This window comes from Agrobacterium sp. Azo12 (assembly GCF_029193765.2).
Taxonomy (GTDB): domain Bacteria; phylum Pseudomonadota; class Alphaproteobacteria; order Rhizobiales; family Rhizobiaceae; genus Agrobacterium.
Window position 1 is genome coordinate 17,279 of the sequence record NZ_JARFYO020000004.1, and the last position, 20,912, is coordinate 38,190.

Annotated in this window: 23 protein-coding genes; 9 read left to right on the top strand and 14 right to left on the bottom strand. The window is 56.0% G+C overall.

Going from position 1 to position 20,912, the window contains the following annotated elements:
* Nucleotides 1-9: 9 nt before the first annotated feature.
* Nucleotides 10-645 carry a VUT family protein gene (locus tag PYL13_RS26180; RefSeq protein WP_250985523.1) on the bottom strand — a complete coding sequence of 212 codons (636 nt, stop codon included), beginning with the start codon at nt 643-645 and terminating at the stop codon, nt 10-12.
* Between the two features lie 109 nt (nt 646-754).
* Nucleotides 755-1,045 (bottom strand): 50S ribosomal protein L28, encoded by a 291-nt coding sequence (rpmB, locus tag PYL13_RS26185; RefSeq protein WP_192491542.1) that lies wholly within the window; start codon nt 1,043-1,045, stop codon nt 755-757.
* A 241-nt stretch (nt 1,046-1,286) separates the two neighbouring features.
* Here rpmB and PYL13_RS26190 point away from each other — a divergent pair, with 241 nt between their 5' ends.
* Complete coding sequence (locus PYL13_RS26190) at nt 1,287-2,060, top strand: DUF3108 domain-containing protein (protein ID WP_259149493.1); 774 nt, start codon at nt 1,287-1,289, stop codon at nt 2,058-2,060.
* Between the two features lie 19 nt (nt 2,061-2,079).
* On the opposite strand, the gene PYL13_RS26195 is transcribed toward PYL13_RS26190, so the two are convergent.
* Both PYL13_RS26195 and gloB read right to left on the bottom strand, forming a co-directional pair.
* On the bottom strand, nt 2,080-2,505 hold the full coding sequence (locus PYL13_RS26195; protein WP_275643755.1) for a cupin domain-containing protein: 426 nt from the start codon (nt 2,503-2,505) through the stop codon (nt 2,080-2,082).
* A complete protein-coding gene (gene gloB, locus PYL13_RS26200) occupies nt 2,505-3,275 on the bottom strand; it encodes a hydroxyacylglutathione hydrolase (RefSeq protein WP_275643754.1) in 771 nt (256 codons plus the stop codon). The genes PYL13_RS26195 and gloB overlap by 1 nt, the downstream gene beginning before the upstream one ends.
* Nucleotides 3,276-3,364: 89 nt before the next feature.
* Between gloB and PYL13_RS26205 the strand changes: the two genes are divergently transcribed.
* The 3 genes from PYL13_RS26205 to PYL13_RS26215 all read left to right on the top strand — a co-directional run bounded on the left by PYL13_RS26205 (nt 3,365) and on the right by PYL13_RS26215 (nt 6,443).
* Nucleotides 3,365-4,126, top strand: coding sequence for a class I SAM-dependent methyltransferase (locus PYL13_RS26205; RefSeq protein ID WP_250985527.1), 762 nt, complete (start codon nt 3,365-3,367; stop codon nt 4,124-4,126).
* 284 nt (nt 4,127-4,410) lie between these two features.
* Nucleotides 4,411-5,520 carry a histidinol-phosphate transaminase gene (gene hisC / locus PYL13_RS26210; RefSeq protein WP_250985528.1) on the top strand — a complete coding sequence of 370 codons (1,110 nt, stop codon included), beginning with the start codon at nt 4,411-4,413 and terminating at the stop codon, nt 5,518-5,520.
* The gene (locus tag PYL13_RS26215) at nt 5,517-6,443 is read left to right on the top strand and encodes a prephenate/arogenate dehydrogenase family protein (RefSeq protein ID WP_250985529.1); all 927 of its coding nucleotides are present in this window, start codon (nt 5,517-5,519) and stop codon (nt 6,441-6,443) included. The genes hisC and PYL13_RS26215 overlap by 4 nt, the downstream gene beginning before the upstream one ends.
* A 22-nt stretch (nt 6,444-6,465) precedes the next feature.
* Here the strand turns inward: PYL13_RS26215 and PYL13_RS26220 are convergent, their stop codons facing one another.
* Entirely contained in the window at nt 6,466-7,467 is a 1,002-nt protein-coding gene (locus PYL13_RS26220; protein WP_275643753.1) for a DUF2125 domain-containing protein, read from the bottom strand.
* Between the two features lie 50 nt (nt 7,468-7,517).
* Here PYL13_RS26220 and PYL13_RS26225 point away from each other — a divergent pair, with 50 nt between their 5' ends.
* Nucleotides 7,518-8,045 (top strand): gamma-glutamylcyclotransferase, encoded by a 528-nt coding sequence (locus tag PYL13_RS26225; protein ID WP_192491534.1) that lies wholly within the window; start codon nt 7,518-7,520, stop codon nt 8,043-8,045.
* Between the two features lie 36 nt (nt 8,046-8,081).
* Here PYL13_RS26225 and PYL13_RS26230 read toward each other — a convergent pair whose 3' ends face one another.
* The 5 genes from PYL13_RS26230 to ftsE all read right to left on the bottom strand — a co-directional run bounded on the left by PYL13_RS26230 (nt 8,082) and on the right by ftsE (nt 12,276).
* Nucleotides 8,082-8,708 carry a hypothetical protein gene (locus PYL13_RS26230; protein ID WP_275643752.1) on the bottom strand — a complete coding sequence of 209 codons (627 nt, stop codon included), beginning with the start codon at nt 8,706-8,708 and terminating at the stop codon, nt 8,082-8,084.
* Between the two features lie 214 nt (nt 8,709-8,922).
* Nucleotides 8,923-9,720 (bottom strand): lysophospholipid acyltransferase family protein, encoded by a 798-nt coding sequence (locus PYL13_RS26235; RefSeq protein WP_275643751.1) that lies wholly within the window; start codon nt 9,718-9,720, stop codon nt 8,923-8,925.
* 116 nt (nt 9,721-9,836) lie between these two features.
* Nucleotides 9,837-10,550, bottom strand: a complete 714-nt coding sequence (locus PYL13_RS26240; RefSeq protein WP_405049472.1) for a YdcF family protein — start codon at nt 10,548-10,550, stop codon at nt 9,837-9,839.
* A 63-nt stretch (nt 10,551-10,613) separates the two neighbouring features.
* Nucleotides 10,614-11,624, bottom strand: coding sequence for a cell division protein FtsX (locus tag PYL13_RS26245; RefSeq protein ID WP_250985535.1), 1,011 nt, complete (start codon nt 11,622-11,624; stop codon nt 10,614-10,616).
* The gene (ftsE, locus tag PYL13_RS26250) at nt 11,617-12,276 is read right to left on the bottom strand and encodes a cell division ATP-binding protein FtsE (protein ID WP_275643750.1); all 660 of its coding nucleotides are present in this window, start codon (nt 12,274-12,276) and stop codon (nt 11,617-11,619) included. Before ftsE ends, PYL13_RS26245 begins: the two co-directional genes overlap by 8 nt.
* Nucleotides 12,277-12,477: 201 nt before the next feature.
* Between ftsE and PYL13_RS26255 the strand changes: the two genes are divergently transcribed.
* From PYL13_RS26255 to PYL13_RS26270, 4 genes are all read left to right on the top strand, one after another.
* The gene (locus tag PYL13_RS26255) at nt 12,478-13,137 is read left to right on the top strand and encodes a hypothetical protein (protein WP_250985626.1); all 660 of its coding nucleotides are present in this window, start codon (nt 12,478-12,480) and stop codon (nt 13,135-13,137) included.
* A 72-nt stretch (nt 13,138-13,209) separates the two neighbouring features.
* Nucleotides 13,210-13,758 carry a hypoxanthine phosphoribosyltransferase gene (hpt, locus tag PYL13_RS26260; RefSeq protein WP_192491528.1) on the top strand — a complete coding sequence of 183 codons (549 nt, stop codon included), beginning with the start codon at nt 13,210-13,212 and terminating at the stop codon, nt 13,756-13,758.
* Between the two features lie 146 nt (nt 13,759-13,904).
* Nucleotides 13,905-14,276 (top strand): response regulator, encoded by a 372-nt coding sequence (locus PYL13_RS26265; protein ID WP_192491527.1) that lies wholly within the window; start codon nt 13,905-13,907, stop codon nt 14,274-14,276.
* Nucleotides 14,277-14,382: 106 nt separating this feature from the next.
* On the top strand, nt 14,383-14,955 hold the full coding sequence (locus tag PYL13_RS26270) for a DUF1349 domain-containing protein (protein ID WP_275643749.1): 573 nt from the start codon (nt 14,383-14,385) through the stop codon (nt 14,953-14,955).
* 52 nt (nt 14,956-15,007) lie between these two features.
* On the opposite strand, the gene PYL13_RS26275 is transcribed toward PYL13_RS26270, so the two are convergent.
* From PYL13_RS26275 to argH, 4 genes are all read right to left on the bottom strand, one after another.
* A complete protein-coding gene (locus PYL13_RS26275; protein ID WP_275643748.1) occupies nt 15,008-17,659 on the bottom strand; it encodes a TIGR02302 family protein in 2,652 nt (883 codons plus the stop codon).
* A gap of 271 nt (nt 17,660-17,930) precedes the next feature.
* The gene (lysA, locus tag PYL13_RS26280; RefSeq protein ID WP_275643747.1) at nt 17,931-19,199 is read right to left on the bottom strand and encodes a diaminopimelate decarboxylase; all 1,269 of its coding nucleotides are present in this window, start codon (nt 19,197-19,199) and stop codon (nt 17,931-17,933) included.
* A 13-nt stretch (nt 19,200-19,212) separates the two neighbouring features.
* Nucleotides 19,213-19,416, bottom strand: a complete 204-nt coding sequence (locus tag PYL13_RS26285) for a hypothetical protein (protein WP_250985539.1) — start codon at nt 19,414-19,416, stop codon at nt 19,213-19,215.
* Nucleotides 19,417-19,511: 95 nt separating this feature from the next.
* Nucleotides 19,512-20,912 (bottom strand): argininosuccinate lyase, encoded by a 1,401-nt coding sequence (gene argH, locus PYL13_RS26290; protein ID WP_259149479.1) that lies wholly within the window; start codon nt 20,910-20,912, stop codon nt 19,512-19,514.

Sequence of the window (20,912 nt, forward strand, 5' to 3'; positions counted from 1 at the left end):
CTTATGGGGTTATGCAGTCTTTGCCGGGGGCATTGGCTTCAGCGTGGTCATCAGTGCGCCGTAGGGCAGCAACATGACCAAGCCGACTAGGACCTTGACGCTGAGGTCACCCAGTGCCCAGGAGATCCACCGTGGAGCCTCTGCTGCCATGACACCGAAGATTGGAGCATTCTCGATTGCAAAGGCATCGTTGGGGCCAATGAAGGCGAATGCCGGTGCAAAGGATATCGAGAAGAACAGCGCGGTGTCGAGCACGGAGCCAGCAATCGAACCTGCCAGCGGTGCCTGCCACCAGCTCTGGCGGCGCAGACGGTTGAATACCGAGATGTCCAGAAGCTGACCAATCAGATAGGCAGTGCCCGATGCCACGGCGATGCGTGGAATGGATGTCCAGAATGACAGGCTGACACCAACGACAAAACCGGCAAACACCACACGACGTGCGATGGATGGTCCGAACTGGCGGTTGGTGAGGTCGGTAATCAGGAAAGCGATGGGATAGGTGAACGCACCCCAGGTCAGGAGATCGCCAAGGGCGATACCGTACAGTGTGCCGCTGAGCGGGTACTGAACGAGGATGTTCGAAGCCACGACGACAAGCGTCATAAGGACGACATAGATAAATGTGTAACGCAGGTAGGGCATTTTTTTATCCTGGGTGATGCCACCAGTTGGAGGGATAACAATGTTTATTCAATAAAAAAGGCTTGATGAGCGGTGCCCATCAAGCCTTTGTATTTCTTGCTTGGGCAGATCAGGCTGCTTCAGCAGTCTTCTTTGCGATCTGGCGACGCAGCAGACGAGCGCGCATGCTCAGTTCGTTTTCGCTTGCCTTGAGAAGGAAAGCGTCGAGACCGCCACGGTGTTCAACCGTACGCAGCGCTGCAGCGGATACGCGCAGGCTGAAACGCTGGCCAAGAGCATCAGAAATCAGCGTAACGCTGCAGAGGTTTGGCAAAAAGCGGCGCTTGGTCTTGTTGTTGGCGTGGCTGACGTTGTTGCCTGTCTGGACGCCCTTGCCGGTCAATTCGCATACACGGGACATGGGTACACCTATTCTTGTGTTTGCCTTTTGAACCAGCTTCCCGGCAAAAACCGGAAGGCAATCCAATTGGCCATGATTGGAAAGTTGCGGTTCTATAGTCAGGTGGGGCGGCGCAGTCAAGCCGCTCATTGGCTTTGAGGCGGAATTTCCGAGTTTTCCCGCCATTCACTGCTATTTTATTGCCATAAGTGCAGCTATATGATGCAGTCCGAAACGGTTGCGGGGCCAAAGGTAGGCGAGAATGATAGCCATCGGACGGAAATATCTACAGGCCACTGCTTTCTTGCTGGCGTCATTTGGCGTGTCGCAGGCTGCCGATACATATCACAAAAGCGAGTACAGCATTAACCTAGGAATTCTGCCGATTGCCAAGGCGTCGTTCTCGACCAAGATGACTGATGGCAATTATTCGATCACCGGGTCGTTCAACGCCGCCGGCATAGCCAGCGTCATCAAGGACATTTCCGGTCGTACCACGGTATCCGGCATCAAGCGTGGCAACCGTATGCTCGCAAACCAATACACGCTGGTTTACAAGGATGGCAAACGCACGCGGACCTACGAGGTCCGTTATCGCAACGGCAACGTGACAGCGACGGTCGTGCGACCTGAACCAAAGACCAAACCCAAAAACTGGGTTGAGGTGCGTGACAGAGACCTGCGCTCTGTTCTCGATCCGATTTCCGGTCTGATCATTCCGGCTGGTGGCCGCGTATGCCCCAGCCGTCTGCCGATCTATGACGGTGAATCGCGCATGGATCTGGTGTTGAGTTCGAAGGGTACACGGCCGTTTTCGACAACCGGCTTTAGTGGTGATGCTATCGTTTGCACCCTTCGTTATGTGCCGAAATCAGGCTTTCGTGAGGGACGCGCCGATATCGAGTACCTGAAATCCATTTCCATGGAAGTCTGGTTTGCAAAGGCCGAGAACATGGATCTCTACGCGCCAGTCTACGCACGTATTCCAACCAAGGTTGGCCCCGTTTACATAACGGCGACCAAATATGGCGGCTGACGGTTTGACCTGACGGCGCTCAGGCGCTTTCAGGCTGCCAGTCCGGTGCAGCCATTTCAAAGCTTGAAAACTCGAAGCCCGGCGACACCGTGCAGCCAACGAGGGTAAACTCTCCCGTTGTTTCTGCCGATTGCCACCAGCCCGCCGGAACAAGCCCCTGCGGCCGCTCGCCCGCCAGAACGTCCGGGCCGAGATTGATGGTGGTGCTATCCGTGCCATTTTCCGAAATATGCAATTTCAGCGGTGCACCAGCATAATGGTGCCAGACCTCCACCGCATCGGTCACCCGGTGCCAGTGAGAGCGTTCACCGGCTTCCAGCAGATAATAAATGGCCGTTGAGTGACCGCGCTGGCTGCCCTGCGTGTCGCGAAAGGTCTGGCGATACCAGCCACCTTCCGGATGGCGTTGCAATTCAAGCTCCCTGATGATGGCCTGCGCTGTCATCAAAAATTATCCTTCCGGGTCCGGATTTCTGCAAATACGTCCTCATCACTGGCATCGATCATACCCAGGTGTTGGCGTATCGCCGCATCGCCAACACGCATGTAGGGATTGGTCTGTTTTTCAAGGCCGATCGTTGTGGGGATCGTAAATTTGCCGGCGTCTCGCAGGGCGGATACTTCGGCGGCACGCGTTTTCAGTGCCGGGTTTTCAAGGTCGACAGTTAAGGCAAAACTGGCATTGGAGACGGTATATTCGTGACCGAAATAAACTTTGGTTTCATCGGGCAGGGCCATCAGTTTCTGGAAGGAGTGCCACATATCGGCTGCTGGGCGCTCGAAAAGGCGGCCGCACCCCATCGCAAACAAAGTATCGGCGGCAAACAGCAAGCCGTCCTCGGGGAGGTAATAACAAACGTGCCCAGCGGTGTGGCCGGGTGTTTCGATCACCGTGATGCTGCGTCCGGAAAATTCGAACTCGTCGCCATCCATCACCGTTTTGTCCAGGCCGGGAATCGCAACTGCTTCGCCGTGAGGCCCAAGAATGGTGCAGCGAAACTTCTCTTTCAGCGCGAGATTGGCATCGACATGGTCGTGGTGGTGATGTGTGGTGAAAATATGCGTGAGCGTCCAGCCACGGCGATTTGCCGCCTCGATGATCGGCTGCTCCTCCGGCGCATCGATGGAAGCCGTCTCGCCTGATACCGGGTCGTGCAACAACACGCCGAAATTATCACTGCGGCACAGGAAGGTTTCTATTTCCAAAGGTTTCATGGCAGGCTCCTCCTTGGCTTACGGTTGTGCGTTCTTTCATGTAAGTGCATTGTCCTTGAAGTCCAACCGGCTGCTGCTACATTCTGGCTATGAACACCGATATTGTCGATCTGCGCGAATTTTATCATTCCACACTGGGAAGGCTGGCTGAGCAATCCATCGTGATGGCGCTTTCCACCATGTGGCCGCCGCTGCCGGAGGAACGCCTGCTGGGGCTGGGTTACGCTGTGCCCTATCTCGATCGTTTTCGTGCCGATACCGAGCGGACCTTTGCTTTCATGCCTGCCGGGCAGGGCGCGGTGAATTGGCCAGCCGGAGAGCTGTCTTCCACTGCTTTGGTGTTTGACGAAGAATTGCCGCTACCGGACGCGTCGATTGATCGTGTGTTGTTGGTGCATTCGCTGGAGTTTGCCGAAAATCCGCGTGAAACGCTGACCGAGCTTTGGCGTGTGCTGGCCCCCGGTGGACGGCTGGTGATCGTTGTTCCCAATCGTCGTGGCGTCTGGGCGCGTATGGAGCACACACCGTTCGGCTCGGGCAGACCCTATTCACGCGGGCAGCTGACGACTTTGCTGCGCGAGGCAAACTTCACGCCGGGTGTGTCGACGGAAGCGCTGCTGTTTCCGCCGTCGAAGCTCAAATTCATTCTCAAGCTGCGGCGCTATTTTGAAACTATTGGCCGCAAGCTGTGGCCGGTGTTTTCCGGCGTGATTATCGTGGAAGCGCAGAAGCGCCTTTATCAGGGCCTGCCGGTTTCACAGCGCGCCTCCCGCCGCGTATTCGTGCCGGTGCTGGCGCCGCAGGGAATACCGACCACCCGCACGCGGTCGAGCGAGACAAAACGGCGCTGAGCTCGGTGAAAATCTCCAGGTTTGTGTCGCGAAAATGAGTGGATATCGGCGCGACGTTCGGTCGTGCTGCTGAGGCTTGCGTCATTTCCTTCCAGGCAACGGCCCAAACACGACCAGTCAACACGGCCTAACCCTCGACAAATCCTGCGTTCCGGTCTAGGAGCAATCGGCATTCAACAGGTTATGGCGTTCCTAATTGCGATGGGAGCAATCGCAGATTGGGTGCTGTAATTTCCGGTATTCACCATGCCGTTTGAGCAGGCGTTTTTCTAAAGGTCGTTTCCATGCATGAAGAGCTGAGCCAACCCGTTCCACGTCCGGGCATTCTGGACATTGCCGCTTATGTTCCGGGTAAGGAACATGCGCCGGGTGTCGCCAAGGTGTACAAGCTTTCGTCAAACGAAACGCCGCTTGGCCCAAGCCCCAAAGCGATTGAAGCTTTTGGCACGGCCGCCAGCCATCTTGAAATCTATCCGGACGGTCAGGCCACCGTTCTGCGGCAGTCGATTGCTGACATTCATGGTTTGAACTTTGCCAACATTCTGTGTGGCAATGGTTCCGATGAGCTGCTGGGTCTGCTGTGCCATGTGTATCTCGGCGCTGGAGATGAAGCGATCATCACCGAGCACGGTTTCCTCGTGTACCGCATTCAGATCATGGGTGCTGGCGCAACGCCAGTGACCGTGAAAGAGCGTGACTGCACGGTTGATGTCGATGCAATATTGGCAGCTGTTACACCAAAGACAAAAATGGTGTTCATCGCCAATCCCGGCAATCCGACCGGCACCTATGTTCCCGTTGCGGAAATTCGTCGGCTGCAGGCGAGCCTACCAAGACATGTGTTGCTGGTTCTTGATGCGGCCTATGCCGAGTATGTTCGCCGCAATGATTATGAGGCCGGGCTTGAACTGGTGTCGTCCAACCGCAACGTGGTGATGACCCGCACCTTCTCCAAGGTTTACGGTCTTGCTGCACTTCGTGTTGGCTGGATGTATGCACCGGTTGACGTTGTTGATGCGGTAAATCGCGTGCGCGGTCCGTTCAATATGAGCGCACCTGCGCTCGCTGCCGGTGCCGCTGCCATTCGTGACCAGGCTTTTGTTGAAAAGGCCGTCGCCCACAACAAGATCTGGCTGGAGCGTCTGGCGCAGGAGTTTACCGACCTTGGCCTGACTGTCACGCCATCCGTGACCAACTTCGTTCTGGTTCATTTCCCTGACGTTGACGGCAAGCGGGCAACGGATGCCGATGAATTCCTGACCAGCCGCGGCTTCATCCTGCGCGCTGTGCGCGGCTATGGCTTCCCCAATGCGCTGCGCATGACCGTGGGTTCGGAAGAGGCCAATCTTGGCGTTATATCTGCTCTGAAAGAATTTATGGGACGCAGCGCATGAGCGATGTTCATTTCGAGAGAATTGCCCTGATCGGTATCGGTCTTATCGGTTCGTCCATCGCACGCGATATCAAGGAACTGTCCATCGCCAACGATGTTGTGGTGTCGACCCGCAGTGCCGAGACGCTGAAGCGTGCGGAAGAACTGCAACTCGGCACGCATTATACAATTTCGGCGGCCGAGGCCGTCAAGAATGCCGATCTGGTGATCGTGTCGGTGCCTGTTGGTGCTTCCGAACGCGTGGCGATCGAGATTGCGTCGCATCTGAAACCCGGTGCGATCGTTACCGACGTGGGCTCGACCAAGGCATCAGTTATCGCGCAGATGCAGCCGCATATGCCACAGGGTGTTCATTTCATTCCCGGGCACCCGCTGGCCGGTACCGAAAAGTCCGGCCCAGATGCCGGTTTTGCGGGACTGTTCCGCAGCCGCTGGTGCATCTTCACGCCGCTTGAAGGCACCGATCCGCAGGCGCTGGAAAAGTTGAAGACCTTCTGGAAGACACTCGGCTCCATGGTCGATGAAATGACGCCCGAGCACCATGATAAAGTGCTGGCTATCGTTTCGCATCTTCCGCACATCATCGCCTACAATATTGTTGGCACCGCCGACGATCTGGAGACGGTGACGGAATCGGAAGTCATCAAATATTCCGCGTCGGGTTTCCGTGACTTTACGCGTCTTGCCGCGTCCGACCCAACCATGTGGCGGGATATCTGCCTGCACAACAAGGATGCCATCCTTGAAATGCTGTCACGGTTTTCCGAAGATCTGGCCTATTTGCAGCGCGCCATTCGCTGGGGTGAGGGCGACAAGCTGTTTGAGCTGTTTACCCGCACACGTGCCATCCGCCGTTCTATCGTTCAGGCGGGGCAGGATGTGGATACGCCGGATTTCGGCCGGCATATCCTCGACAAGAAGTAATTTGGAAAACCCTGCCGCCGGTTCAGATCGGCGGTATATTTCCCAGAGGAATAAAGCCACTTACGGTCGCGCGGCCGCGATCCACCACCAGATCGACCGATACACGCTGGCTGCCGCCCGCAAGCGCACGCAGCAGCTTAGTGGCGCTGTCTATGGTCGGTGCCAGCTGCGGAAACACTTCCTTGGCGCTGTTGCCCCATTTACCGAGCTGCTGCACTTCCAGCTTGAACTTGCCCGAGAGATAACCGCTTTCATCGAAAGAAAACGGGCCAGTCAGCGTCATGGTGCGGCCTTCGCCGATATCTGCAACGGCCTGACGGAGTTCGCCGGTTGCGCCATAAAGCCCCGCTTCGTCGCTGCCATCAATCATACCGGCCTTGCCGACAAGCGTGACGTCCAGATTGGTGGAAAGGCGCGGCAGCACCTGCGGCCAGCCTTCAATCACGGTTGCCGAATCGGTCATGGAAATGGCGGCATCAAGATCGGCATTGTTTTGTCGCAGGTGAATTTCCGTGTGCCCAGCATTAAAGTTGATTGTCTGGCCGCTGACGGAAGAGACCGCTGTGGCCTTCAACCCGTCGATAACGGTTGAGGTACGATCAACACCCTTCAACTTGGCAATCAGGCTGGATTGCAGGTTTTCCCATGCGGCATTGATCGACAGGCCGTGAGCCGTGCGGATTTCCGCCGGGGAGTCTAGTTCCATGACGATGTGATTGGGGGCGTAGACCTGCGCTGCCGACCGCAGCGAGCCGAACGAAGCAGAAATGCCGTTGGTGCTGTCATCGACATTCACCTTGGAGCAGAACAGACCGATGCGGAATGGATAACCGCGGAAATCCATGTCCACGCATTCGCCGGTGATTTCCTTGCCACCGGCCGGGCTGATGGTTTTCAAGACCGTTTCACGCAAGGCCGATGCGGCATAGAACCAGCCGCCGGTATAAACAGCGATTGCCAGCACAATGCCCGAACCGAGCAAGAGAAATTTTTTGTTGCTTGTCGATTGGCTTGATGCTGCCATGATGTTCTCCAAGGCTGGCGACGAAACATAATAATGATCTGGCGTGCGATATGGACGATTTTTGGGTATTTGGCTACGGCTCCTTAATGTGGAACCCGGGTTTTGCGTTTGAGGAACGTCAGACGGCCCGTTTGCATGGTTACCGACGCTCTCTGTGCATATGGTCGAGCGTTTACCGTGGTACGTTGGAAAAGCCTGGTCTTGTTCTGGGGTTGGACCGCGGTGGCTCCTGCCGTGGCGTGGCTTTCCGTGTCAAGGGAAGCAATCACGGCGAGGTTATCGGCTACCTGCGCGAGCGCGAACTTGTCACCAATGTTTATAAAGAACGTATTGTCCCGGTTAGCTTGGCGGCCGGGCATAAGGTCAGTGCCGTGACCTATGTGGCCGACCCGCTGCACGAACAATATGCCGGTGGCTTGAGCGCCGAAGATGCCGCCCGGATCGTGAGATCAAGTGTTGGTCGGTCTGGCCCCAACACTGATTACGTGGTCAACACAATCCAGCATCTGGCGGATATCGGTATTCGTGATCCATGGCTGGAAAATGTTGCATCTGGCCTAGAGCAGAGCGGCGGTTAAGCCGCTATCTCCCTCCCATTTGTCGCCGTATTGGGATTAGTTGGGGCTGTAGTGCCGAAGCGCCAGCCCCACCCGCGCCTGGGCGGAGAGCAGGAAAACATAAGCCGCCGTTTCTGACATCTCCTCCAGAACCAGCATGTGACCCCAATCACCGAAATTCAGGCCCATATGCCCCTCGGCGCCGGCTGAAATGATCATTGCGAGAATAACAAGCACAATATCAGCGTAGGGAAGCTGCCGCGTAGTGACCAAGTACTTCAGAATATGCGGGCCTTTGGCCTTGATAAAAAGCACGGCAACCAGAAGGCTCACTGCCACCAGCATTGGTACGATGTAAGATCTATACCAAAGCTGAGAGGATGAGAAATATGGTCCGTGTTCACTGACGGACAGGGCCGGCATGAAGACGCCCCCCCAACTCAATTCGCGCAGCGCCATAACGATCCAGACAGGCATGACGGCCAACCAGAACCATCGCAGCGTTGATTGTTGATCTGCGGCGAAAACCATTGCCACGACTGCGCCACCCAGCAATATCAAAACCTGGGCATTCTCAATCGGGCCATTTTCATAGCCAGTCCATGCGGGTAATATTCCAGCGCATGCGAAGCTTAAGGCCAGCAAGGCCGCTCCGCCCCACCTCATCTGTTTCATTACAATCATATAGACGTCGTCTCTCCCGGGGTCGTTTGGGCGATTCGTCGCCCAAACGGTAATCCACTCTTATGGATGCAGCAGCGCAGGGCGACAACTACAATGAGAACGGCCATAAGCGGCAAAACCGTGACTAGTACACAATATTGTAACAAACGTCCCTGTCATGAAAGTGCTAGCAAGACGGGTCGCTTTCCTGCCGTGACAGGTTTGGAAGCGACCTTCAGCCGTGTGGATTTTTCATCGCCTTGATTTCTTCCAGACGCTTGATGGCGGTTGGCGGCAAGGGAAGGTTCGGATTACTGGTTGCCGTCTCGACCAGCAACTCGTCGCTTGCCTGTTCGGTGACCTGTATCAGCTTTTTGAAAAACGCATCCGGATCTAGACCCGGTTCAATCGGCGGCAGAATGCGCACTTTGAAGTGGCCGGGATAACGCATGGTCGAACGGCGTGGCCAGAACAGGCCCGGATGCATGGCAACGGGAACGACCGGAACATTGAGATCACGGTAAAGGCGGGCGATGCCGTAACGGTACTGTGGCTCAGCACCCGGCGGGCGGCGAGTACCTTCAGGGTAAATGATGAGCTCACGGCCTTTCGCCATTTCCTGCTTAGCGCGTTCCATCACCTTCAACATAACCTTGCCGCGTGCGGCACGGTTGACCGGGATCATGCGTTGCTTCATCGCGTACCAACCAAACAGCGGGATCCAAAGCAGTTCACGCTTGAGGATGTAAACCGGATCATTGAGGTTTGGCAGCAATGCATAGGTGTCCCAGAAGGACTGGTGCTTGGGCGCAAAAATGCAGCCAGTGGTCGGGATGTTTTCCAGACCTTCGATCTCGAAGGTTGTTCCGACAATGTTTTTCATCAGCCAATGGCTGGAACGGGCCCAGTTCTTGGGAATCTCATAGGCGATCTTGCGCGGCAGGATGAAGTAGATCGGCGTCAGCACGACCATCCTGAGGATGAGATTGGCATAAAACAGGGTGTTGAACAGTGCGGAACGCAGCTTGAGCATAAAGGGCAACTCTCCGGGCACATCCGCTGTTTCGAGGGGAGATATTTCGAAACCACAATATCGGGTGCAATTACCGCACGCCTACACGAAAAGGCGCAGTTACGGCAAGTGCCGTTTTATTTTGCGTCCTGAGAGGCTGTGCCGCGAAGGCCATTGCTTTTGCCCATGCCAACCATATCACGGGCGGCTGCACCAACATATTTTGCATATTCATAGAGCAGGGTGCGCAACACATCCGGGTCGGCGAACCAGTTCTTTCGGGTTAGGTCCGAACTGACAACCGGGTAGGCGACAAATTCGGTCTTTGGGCTTGCGCGGCGCAGTTCATAGAGGCTGCGGTGCATGTGGTAATTGTTCGTCACCACCAGAACGCTCGAATAGTCGTGATCGGTAATCCAGCGCGCCGCTTCATTGGCGTTACCAATGGTGTCGATAGCGTCATAACCAACATCAACGCAGCAGGAAAACAGATCGCTCGAGCTTTGTGTCATCTTGCGGATCTGGGCGCGGCTGGTCGAAGGATTGGCTCCGGAAATCAACAGCCGTGTACCAGCACCGGAGCGTAGAAGTTCGACGGCCTGATCGATCCGCTGATAGCCACCGGTCAATACGATAATCGCATCTGCCTTGATATCTTCTGGCGGTCGCATGGTCGCAACCGCATCGGCAAAGCGCAGGAAACCGGCAAAAACAACGGCTGTAATGATGAGGATAATGAGGATCAGATAACGCGCCGTGCGGCGCAATGGTCCACGCCGCGAAAGCAAATCCTTTCCAGATCTGCTTTCCCGTGAGATATTTGTCTCATCGTTGCGTTGCGACCGACTCATCAGCATGTCTAATCAATAATGGCAGATTGAGGCAAGGAACAGGCATTTCCAAGCCAATCAATTTCAGCCCGGAGGAATTCCATCAGTGCGGGAAGCGTCAGAACGCATCTGGTCAATATCGTCAATCGTGCGAATGACGGTCATCCTTGCCGTCAGGGTGGTGAGCAGCGCGATGAAGATCATCGTGCCGAAGATGCCGAGGTAACCGGTCCAGCCAACCGAAAACGTGCCGAACAGTGCTGTAGCCTGATCGCTTTGCGGAGTGGCGATGGAGCGTGATTGCCAAAAGCCCGCCAGCAGGAACACAGCTGAGGCGAGCAATCCGCCAGCGGCTGAACCTTTGAAGCTGATCTTGAGAAAGTGTTTCTGGAATTCATGCGCAACGAATTTGCTTTCCGCACCGACGAAATGCAAAACTTCCACGATGTGTCTGTTGCCGGCAAGTGCGCCGCGTGTTGCAAAGACCACGGTCAGCACCATAGCAATGAAAACCAGACCCAGCACGCTGATCCCGATCATCACGGTTGTTCGCGCCATAGACACCAGACGGTCTACCCATGTGCGGTGGTCATCGAGAAAGGCTTGCGGCACTTCGGTTTTCAGCAAGTCACGCATGGCCTGAAAGTCAGGTGGATTGTTTTCGTCGATGGTAACGACGATGAGGCGTGGCACAGGCAGTTCGTTGAGATCAAGGCCCGAACCGAGCCATGGTTCGAGCAGGCGGGCTGTGGCCGCGTCATCGAGAATGGTGCCTTCGCGGGTGCCGACGAAGGTGAGAGCAAGGTTGCGCGCCTTGCTCAGCGCGGCGGCCATGTCCAGACCGTCCTCCGGCTTTATCTGGATGGTAATCTCACGGGAAATCTGGCTTTGCCAAGATGATGCCGTTGCGCGGATCATGCTGACAGCACCCAGCGTCAGACAGGCAAGAAATGCCATGATGGCGATAACGACGATCAGTGCGTTGCCCTGAATATTGGACGGGGGCAGGATCGGGCCCATCGGACGGATGCGCATGGCAGGCCGCTGCTTGCGGTTCTGTTGCGGTGAAAGCTGTTGGCGGTTGATCTCATTCATAGATGTCGAGCCGCCCTTCGGTAAGGATCATGCGGCGTGCGTCGATCTGATCCATCAATGCAAAATCATGCGTTGCGATAACAACGGCGGTTCCCAGCCGGTTCAATTCGAGAAAAAGGTTGAGAAGCCGTTTGGCCATGGGAGGGTCGACGTTGCCGGTCGGTTCATCGGCCAGCAGAATTTCCGGCTGATCCATCAGGGCACGGGCAATTGCTGCACGTTGTTTTTCACCGCCGGATAGAATGGGTGGCAACACGTTGATGCGTTCGCCCAGTCCCACCCATTTGAGAAGCTCAATCACATCGGAACGATAGGAGCTTTCGTCCTTGCCGCGCACTCGCAGCGGCAGCGCGACATTTTCATAGGTCGTCAAATGTTCAAGCAGGCGAAAATCCTGAAACACGATACCAACACGCCGGCGCAAAAGTGGAAGTTCTGCGCGGGGAATGCGGGAAATGTCACGATCAAACATGCGGATCATGCCGCGGGTTGGCTGCAGTGACATAAACAAAAGCCGTAGAAGAGTAGTTTTACCAGCACCGGAAGGGCCGGTCAGAAACTGGAATGATCCTTTGGGAATATCGAAGGTCATGTCCCTGAGGATTTCGGGGCCCATAGCATAGCGTAACCCGACATTTTCGAAATGGATCAACGGACTTCCAGTCTTTCTCTTTCACAACGGCAATTTTGCATGGAACGTTTCAGGTCGCTGCATGGTTTCATGCCCGTGGTGCGGTGTCTGCGATGACCCGATGTTTGCGAAGCATTAACCATTTAAATTTACGTTTGGTGAGTATTTGTTTCAATGCCCAGTTTTCAAAGGGCGGAAAACCATAGAGGAAATTCCATGGGTATGTTCCGTTCGTCGCGTCGTCATGACACATTCGATTTCGATCTTCTCCTGCCTGAACATCCCGCGCGAAAAGCGCCCCGTTCCGGCACGCCAGCAAACGATGTGGTCGATGCCGAATTTGTGACGGTAAAGGAAACACCGGCACGCGGCTATGGCAATGACAATCGGCAACGCCGTTATCAACAGCGTGTGATGCCGTCTCGTCCGGTCTCCGGCGTAATGCAGCGCGTGGAAAGACGCCTTGGCAAATTGTCTGTCGATGCTTATTCGGCATTGGTGGCGCTTTCTGTCATCGTGGTCTTCGGCGTTTCCGGTGGTTTCACACTCGTTTCGGGCACCCCGTCTGCTGCGCAGGAACAGGTGAATCCGCTTGGGCTTTCCCATGTCACCATCACACCGCAGGATGCAGATGGCATGGAAGTGCTGTCCATCAACGGTATTGTCGAGAACCATGGCGGCGATGTGGTGGCGGTTCCAGATATCCGTGCTGATCTTCTGTCCGAAAATGGCCAATTGGTTGCCAGTGTTGTCATCGAAGCACCGGTTAGCGAAATTCTGGGGCGTCAAAGCCACGGATTCACGACAAAATTGCGCCATCCCGGTGGAAAAACGCCACGTGTGAAGCTTTCCTTCATGGAAACGGGTGTTTCCGGTTCGTGATTGTGGTAGCGGATTTCCTTTCGTTGAACGGGTAGGTCAAGGTCTGCCCGACAGTCAGTCAAGGAGATTGCATTGCCCGTCGTTCGTGGAAAGATCATCGAGCCGCTTTATACGGCGGAACAAATCGCCGAGCGTAACCGGGATATGGCGCAGCGCATCGCTTCGGGTCCAACAAAAGACCTGCTGGTCATCGCGGTTCTCAAAGGCTCGTTCATTTTCGCTGCCGATCTCATTCGCTCGCTGCATGACAGTGGTCTTGCGCCTGAAGTCGAGTTCATTACCCTGTCGAGCTACGGTGCTGGCACGGTTTCGCAAGGTGTACGGATCGTCAAAGACATAGACAGCGATGTGAAGGACCGCGACGTTCTGCTGATCGATGACATTCTCGAATCTGGCCGCACGTTGCTGTTCGCCAAGGAACTGCTTTATGAGCGTGGCGCCCGCAACGTGACCATCGCCGTTCTTCTCGACAAGAAGGTCAAGCGCAAGGAAAACCTCGAGGCTGATTATGTCGGTTTCGAATGCCCCGATTATTTCGTCGTTGGTTACGGCATGGACGTGGCCTATGCCTTCCGCGAACTGCCGTTTGTTGGCGTCGTGAAGGGTGATGCGGAGGCGTAAGCGCCTCCGTTTTGATGACCGCTTGTTAACCATGTCCGCTGCATCGCGTCTTATCTTGTAACAAAGGGCGCAATCTTTACCGATTGAAAAGGTGCAGCGGCGATTTTGCTCACGGCTGGAGATGACTGCCAGGAGCAATGGTTATTATGGCAAAAATTTTGATTACCGAAGACGAGGATTCGCTGCGTTCATTTGTGGCGCGTGCCTTGCGCCTAGATGGCCACGAGACCCATGAGGCGGCTGATGGCGCCGAGGGGCTGGAGAAACTGCAGGAACATAACTTTGATTTGCTTTTGTCTGATATCCGCATGCCGGTTATGGACGGCATTGAGCTTGCCCACCGCGCGGCCTCGCAGTTTCCTGACATGCGCATTCTTTTGATGACCGGTTATGCCGAACAGCGGGAGCGGGCTGACGACCTGATGGAGAAGGTCGTAGACGTGGTTTCCAAGCCATTTGCCTTGCCCGATATTCGCATGGCTGTTGCACGTGCCTTGGCGGCCCGCACGGCGGCTTGAGCTGCCTTGCGTTTGTGTCGTAGGCATTGCAGTTTTCCTTTTCTATATCCTCATTTAAAACCGGTGCAGTTTAAAACCTTCCCAACATTGCTGACAGGAGCGTGACTTGAAAAACGGTGTCTGGCTGAATGAGCCGAAGGATTGGTCGCTAAAGGATGGTATTCTTGATCTGGTGACGGACGAGGGTTCTGATTATTGGCGTGAGACCTATTACGGCTTCACGCGTGACAGCGGGCATTTTTTCGGCGTCCAGACACCACCGGCTTTTACATGCCAGTTTCGTATTCGCGGCGCTTATCAGGCGCTTTACGATCAGGCTGGCATCATGGTGCGGATTGATGAGCGCCGCTGGATCAAGGCCGGGATCGAGCTTTCCGACGGTCGCGCGATGCTGGCGAGTGTATTGACCAACGGTCGCTCCGACTGGTCAACTGCGCCATACGAAGGCAATGCTGATGATTTCTGGATGCGGGTCACGGTTGAAAAGGGTGTTATCCGCGTGCAGGTGTCTGCCGATGGCCAGTTCTGGCCGCTCGTGCGGCTCGCGCCTTTTGATGTCGCTGACCTTTATCTGGTGGGCCCGATGGCCTGCACGCCTGAACGGGCAGGGTTAAAGGTCCGTTTCTCAGATTTTCAACTCACCGCGCCACTTGGCAAAGAACTGCACGATCTGACCTGACGACAGTATCTGGGCTCTCCAAAAGCGGTCCAACCGCTTTTGGAATAAGGTCCTAGCGGATATCCAGAAGACGCTCGAGGTAGCGGCGTTCCGCTTCGCCCGGCGGGTTCTGTCCCAGTTTCTCGCGGATTGCTTCGAGAATTTCGCGGGCTCGCTGCACATCGATTTCATCGGGCACACGCACCTGATCGCCAAAGTCCGGACCGTTGGTGGCCCGTGGACGACCGAGCGGATCACGGCCGTTCTGGCCGCCCTGACCCATCATGCCGTCTTCCTGACCTTGGCCCTGACCCTGTTGGCGCATGGCCTGCATCATCTGGCTCATCATGTCCTGTGCACCTTGGCGCAGAGCATTCAGGGCATTGCCCTGACCCTCAACAGCGCGGTCGCCCTGTCCCTGGCCCAAGGCTTCACCGGCACCCTGCATTTCCTGCTGGGCTTTGCCGAAGCCTTCGCCGGGCTGCATGCCAAGATCTTTCATACCCTGCTGCAATTCACCCAGCTGCTTGCCAAGTGCGTCCTGCTGCGCGCGCAGTTGCTTTAAAGCTTCACGAAGCTGCTCCGCCGTCATTTGGTCGGTGGGATTCTGACCCTGACCTGGCTGTTGCTGGTCACCCTGCTGGCCTTGCTGACCCTGTTGCTGTTCGCCGTTTTCGCTTTCCTGCTGTGGATCGCCGCGTTGCATGCGGTCACGCAGTGCCTGATCGAACTGGAAGGTCTGGTCCATCAGTTGCTGCTGTTGCTGCATGATTTCGCCGAGCTTGTCGATCTGCTGTCGCAGCTGGCTGTTCTGCTGGTTCTGACGACCCTGCTGCGGGCGTGCCATCTGCAGATTGTTCATCATGCGTTGCAGCTGTGACAGCATCTGCTGCGCGGCATCTCTATTGCCGGAGCGGGCCAGATTTTCAATCTGGTCCAGCATGTTTTGCAGGTCACGCTGGCGCAGGAAATTTTGCGCCTGCTGGTTCATGTTGGATTGCGGCGCATTCTGCATACGCTGCGCCATTTCGCTCATGAAATCCTGCATGGCGTTGCGCAGTTCTTCCATAAGCTTGGCGATTTCTTCGTCCGGTGCGTTGCGTTCAAGCGCGTCGGAAAGCTGCTTTTGTGCATCGCGCAACCGGCGCTCGGCCAGCGACAGATCACCGTCCTCAATGCCGAGGGCGATTTCCCAGAGGTAATCGGCAGTGTCCTTCAGGCTAGCCTCGTCGTAGGCAAGTTTCATGCGGGTATGAGCAGAGCGCAGCAGCAGATAATGCGTCTTGTTGGGGATGGTTTCTTCCGGACGCATTGTCACCGCCTCGTTAAAGGCAATGGCTTTCGGCATCTGTCGGGTATCAAGTGCGAAAATCTGGCGGTGTTCGGCAACCGCTGCTGCCAGTGGTTCACTGAAGCCGCGACCGGGTAGAACCATTTCATGTGAAGGGCTACGACCTTCCTGTCCGGCGCCATCGCTGGCGACCAGAGTGATGCGCACCTTTTTGCCCGCCAACGGATGTTCCGTCAGGTTGCGACTGGTCAGACCTTTGATTTCGCGGCTGTTTTGACGTGGCAGGTCCAGCTTGTATTCCGGCAGGGGATAAAGAGGTGTTGCGTCTTCGTTTGTTTCCGCAGGTTCGATGATCGCGTGCGCTTCACGCAGGCCGTAATCATCCGAAGCGATAAAGCCGATTTCAAGCGCGCCGTTCACGGCACGACGCGGCATCTTGTCGAAGGAGATGACCGGTGGCTTATCCGGGATAACGTCAAAGACCCATTGTTCGCCATTTGCAACAAGGGTGCCGCTTTCGGCGATTTCTAGCGAGTAGGTTCGTGGCGGAAGCTGTTTGTTGTCTGCTTCGGGAGCAGGGGCGTTGTTTGCCGCTGCTTGCGGTGGTGTCTGTCCGCTTGAGGTTGTTTCTGGCTGCAGGGGTTGCAAACGGCCTGCCACTTCCGGCTCAAAGCTGACCTGCTCTCCACCTTCACCGCCGGTGACACGAACTGTCAGTTTCGATGCCTGTGGCACCGCCACGGCCTCAGTCGCAGCCTCGTTACGTCCGGTCAGGAAAATCGGTGCACGCCCGGTGTATGAGGGTGGTGTGACCCATGCGTCGATGCGCAAATCAGGATTGATTGGTCCGGCTGCGGGAGTGTTGCGGAATGCCTCAACAACGGTGCCGGCACCATTGGAATAGGAAAAGCCGAACGCTGCTGCCAGAACAAGTGCTGGAATAGCGCGAAGCGCAAAACGGTCATGGCGGGCAATATCGGGTTTCGGCAGGCCGGCATCGAGGGTGGCGATACGTTGCGCCATGCGCAGCTGGTGTTCTTTCCACAGCGCGCGGGCAAACGGCGTGTCGAATGCTGGCTCGTCTTCCTGCACGCCGACAGGCTGGTGCGGCAGATCATTACGTTCTTCAAGCAGGCGCCCAGCTTCATCGGCTGATGGCCAGCGCAGACGCAGGAACGGTAACAGCGACGACAGCAGGCCGAAGACCAGAATGAAAACGACGCCGAGACGAAGCCAGTCCGGCAATTGACGGTAAACACCGAACCAAGCCAGCGAGAGGAAAATGGCGATAATCGACAGCGGTAAAATGGAAAGGGGGGCGGCGCGCTCAGCCAGCAGCACCAATCTGGCCACAAACCGCTTCGCTGCGACCTTCCGGGCCAGCGCAGGTTGTCCTTCGAAGGCGCCTTTTCTGCCTTGTCTGGATGTGGTCATCAATCCGTTCTCCCGGTTCTGGCCACCTGATCCCGCAATAACCGGAATCGCAAAATATTTTAGCGTATCGGTGCGAAAATCCTAATCGCTTTTCGCAAAGCACGACACGCACATCGAAATTTCCACACCCCGATCAGCTGTCCAAACGGACGCCTGACGTGCTGGTGCAATGTCTACAAGATAACACTGTTTATGGCGAAGACGAGGGCAAGCGGCTGCTCACCCTCATTTTTCCGATGATTTCTCTCAAAAGTGATCGGGAATGCCGATCTCAATCCAGCCACTTTGGCACGGAATCAAGTCCGATCAGCTCTTCATAGGTGCCACGCGGACGGATGACGTGGAATTCATCGCCCTTGACCAGCACTTCGGGAACGAGCAGGCGTGAATTATACGTGCCCGCCTGAACCGCGCCATAGGCTCCAGCCGAACCGACCGCAATGAGATCACCGGGCTTCGGCATCGCCATTTCACGATCAAGCGCCAGATAGTCACCGGTTTCGCAGACTGGGCCAACGATATCGGCCTTGATGCGCGGTGCATTGGCGGCAGAAATTCTGACCGGACGGATTTCGTGATAGGCCTCATAAAGGGTCGGGCGAATGAGGTCGTTCATGGCGCCGTCAACGATCACGAAGGTCTTTTCACCGCCGTCCTTCACGAACAGCACTTCGGTTACCAGAATACCGGCATTGCCAACAATCAGGCGGCCAGGTTCGGTAACGATCTTGCAATTCAAGCTGCGAAGCTGTGCCTTGACGATCTCGGCATAGGCATCTGGCAGTGGCGGCGGGTTGTTGTCGTCCTTGTAGGGAATACCGAGACCGCCACCGATATCGACGTGATCAATCACATGACCTTCGGTGCGCAGCTCTTCAACCAGTTCGCGCAGCAGGCGGAATGCGTCCTCGAACGGCTGCAATTCGGTAATCTGGCTGCCGATATGCATGTCGATGCCGGTAACCTGAATACCTTCAAGCGTTGCCGCATGGGCGTAAACGGCGCGGGCACGCTGGTAGGAAATGCCGAACTTGTTTTCTTTTTTGCCCGTCGAGATCTTGGCATGGGTACGCGCGTCGACATCCGGATTGATGCGGAAGGAAACATGTGCCTTCTTGCCAGCCTTGATGGCGCGCAGGTTCAGCACTTCCAGTTCCGGCTCGGACTCAACGTTAAAGCAGTAAATGCCTGCTTCCAGTGCCAGATCCATTTCGACAACGGTCTTGCCAACGCCTGAAAACATGATGCGGTTGGCGGGAACACCGGCTGCCAGTGCGCGGCGTAGCTCACCGCCGGACACGACGTCGATGCCGGCGCCCAGACGGGCCAATGTCTTGAGCACAGCCTGGTTGGAATTTGCCTTCATGGCGTAGCACACCATGGAATCGACATCGGCAAAGGCTGCCGAAAACACCTTGTAGTGGCGTTCCAGCGTGGCTGTGGAATAGACATAAAAGGGGGTGCCGACGGCCTTGGCGATTTCTGGCACGGCCACGTTTTCGGCGTGCAGGACACCGTCAATATACTGAAAATGGTTCACGGTCTAAGTTCCGTTAAAGCAGCGGGTCGAGAACGAAAGGACGCTCAGGCGTAACCTGTTTGACTTCCTGGCCATCTGCCGGGCGTTTGTTGCGCAGCTCTACCGGCGTGCTTGGCGGATCAATCGCGCCTTTACGGCCGCAACCGGTAACGACGAGGCTGACGACCAGCGTCATGCCAAGGGGAAGAAGGAAGCTACGAACCGTTTTTGAAAGCATGGGTCTGTCCAAAGGAAAAAGTTGCTCTTCTGATACAGAAAAACAGGGCGCTTGTGCACCCTGTTTCTTGTGATGCTGGTGTAACGCTAAATTGATCAGTTGCGCGCGCGCCACCAGGCGATCTGTTTGCGGACTTCAGACGGTGCCGTACCGCCAAAGCTGGTGCGGCTGGCAACCGAGGCTTCGACAGAAAGAACATCGAAAATGCCGTTGGTGATAGCCGGGTTGATGGCTTGCAATTCCTCAAGCGACAGGTCGGCGAGGTCGCAGCCCTTCTTTTCGGCCAGTGCCACAGCATGGCCGGTGGCATGGTGCGCATCACGGAACGGAAGGCCGGCTTCACGTACGAGCCAGTCGGCCAGATCGGTTGCCGTGGAGTAACCAGAACCGGCAGCTGCGCGCATTTTGTCGGTGCGGACTTCGAGGTCGCGGATCATGCCGGTCATCGCGGCAATCGCCAGTTCGAGGCTTTCTGCGGCATCGAAGACCTGTTCCTTGTCTTCCTGCATGTCCTTTGAATAGGCCAGCGGCAGGCCCTTCATCACGGTCAGCAGGGCAACCAGGGAACCATTGATACGACCGGTCTTGGCGCGCACCAGTTCAGCAGCATCCGGGTTCTTTTTCTGCGGCATGATCGAAGAGCCGGTCGAAAATGCATCCGACAGACGGATGAAGCCGAATTGTGGTGTCGACCAGATGACGATTTCTTCCGCCAGACGCGACAGATGCGTGGCGCAGATCGAGGCAATCGACAGGAATTCCAGCGCGAAGTCGCGGTCTGAAACCGTGTCGATGGAGTTGCGGGTCGGTTCGCGGAAACCGAGTGCCTTGGCGGTCATGTGACGGTCGATCGGATAACCGGTGCCGGCAAGTGCGGCAGCACCGATCGGGCTTTCGTCCAGATGTTCGATGGCGTGGCGAACACGGGCGCGGTCACGGCCGAACATTTCGACATAGGCCATGCAGTGGTGACCGAAGGTAACAGGCTGGGCGGTTTGCAGATGCGTGAAGCCCGGCATGACGGTGTCTGCATGTTGTTCGGCGCGGTCGAGGAACGCAGCAATCAAATCCGTCAGCATGGCTTCGGTTTTCTGAAGCTCTTCCTTCACCCACAGGCGAAAATCGAGCGCGACCTGATCGTTGCGCGAACGGGCGGTGTGCAGGCGTCCTGCAGCAGGGCCAATCAGGTTGGCGAGGCGGGCTTCGATATTCATATGAATATCTTCAAGCTTGCGCGAGAATTCGAACGTGCCGTTTTTGATCTCTGACAGGATTGTGTTCAGGCCTTCAGTGATCTTGTCTTTATCTTCGTGCGAAATAATGCCTTTTTCAGCCAGCATGGCAGCATGCGCCATAGAGCCGCGGATGTCCTGGGCATAAAGTTTCTTGTCGAAGCCGATGGAGGCATTTATCTCTTCCATGATTGCGGCCGGACCGGATGCGAATCGCCCGCCCCACATCTGGTTAGAGGATTTCGTGTCGTTGCCGTCAGCCAT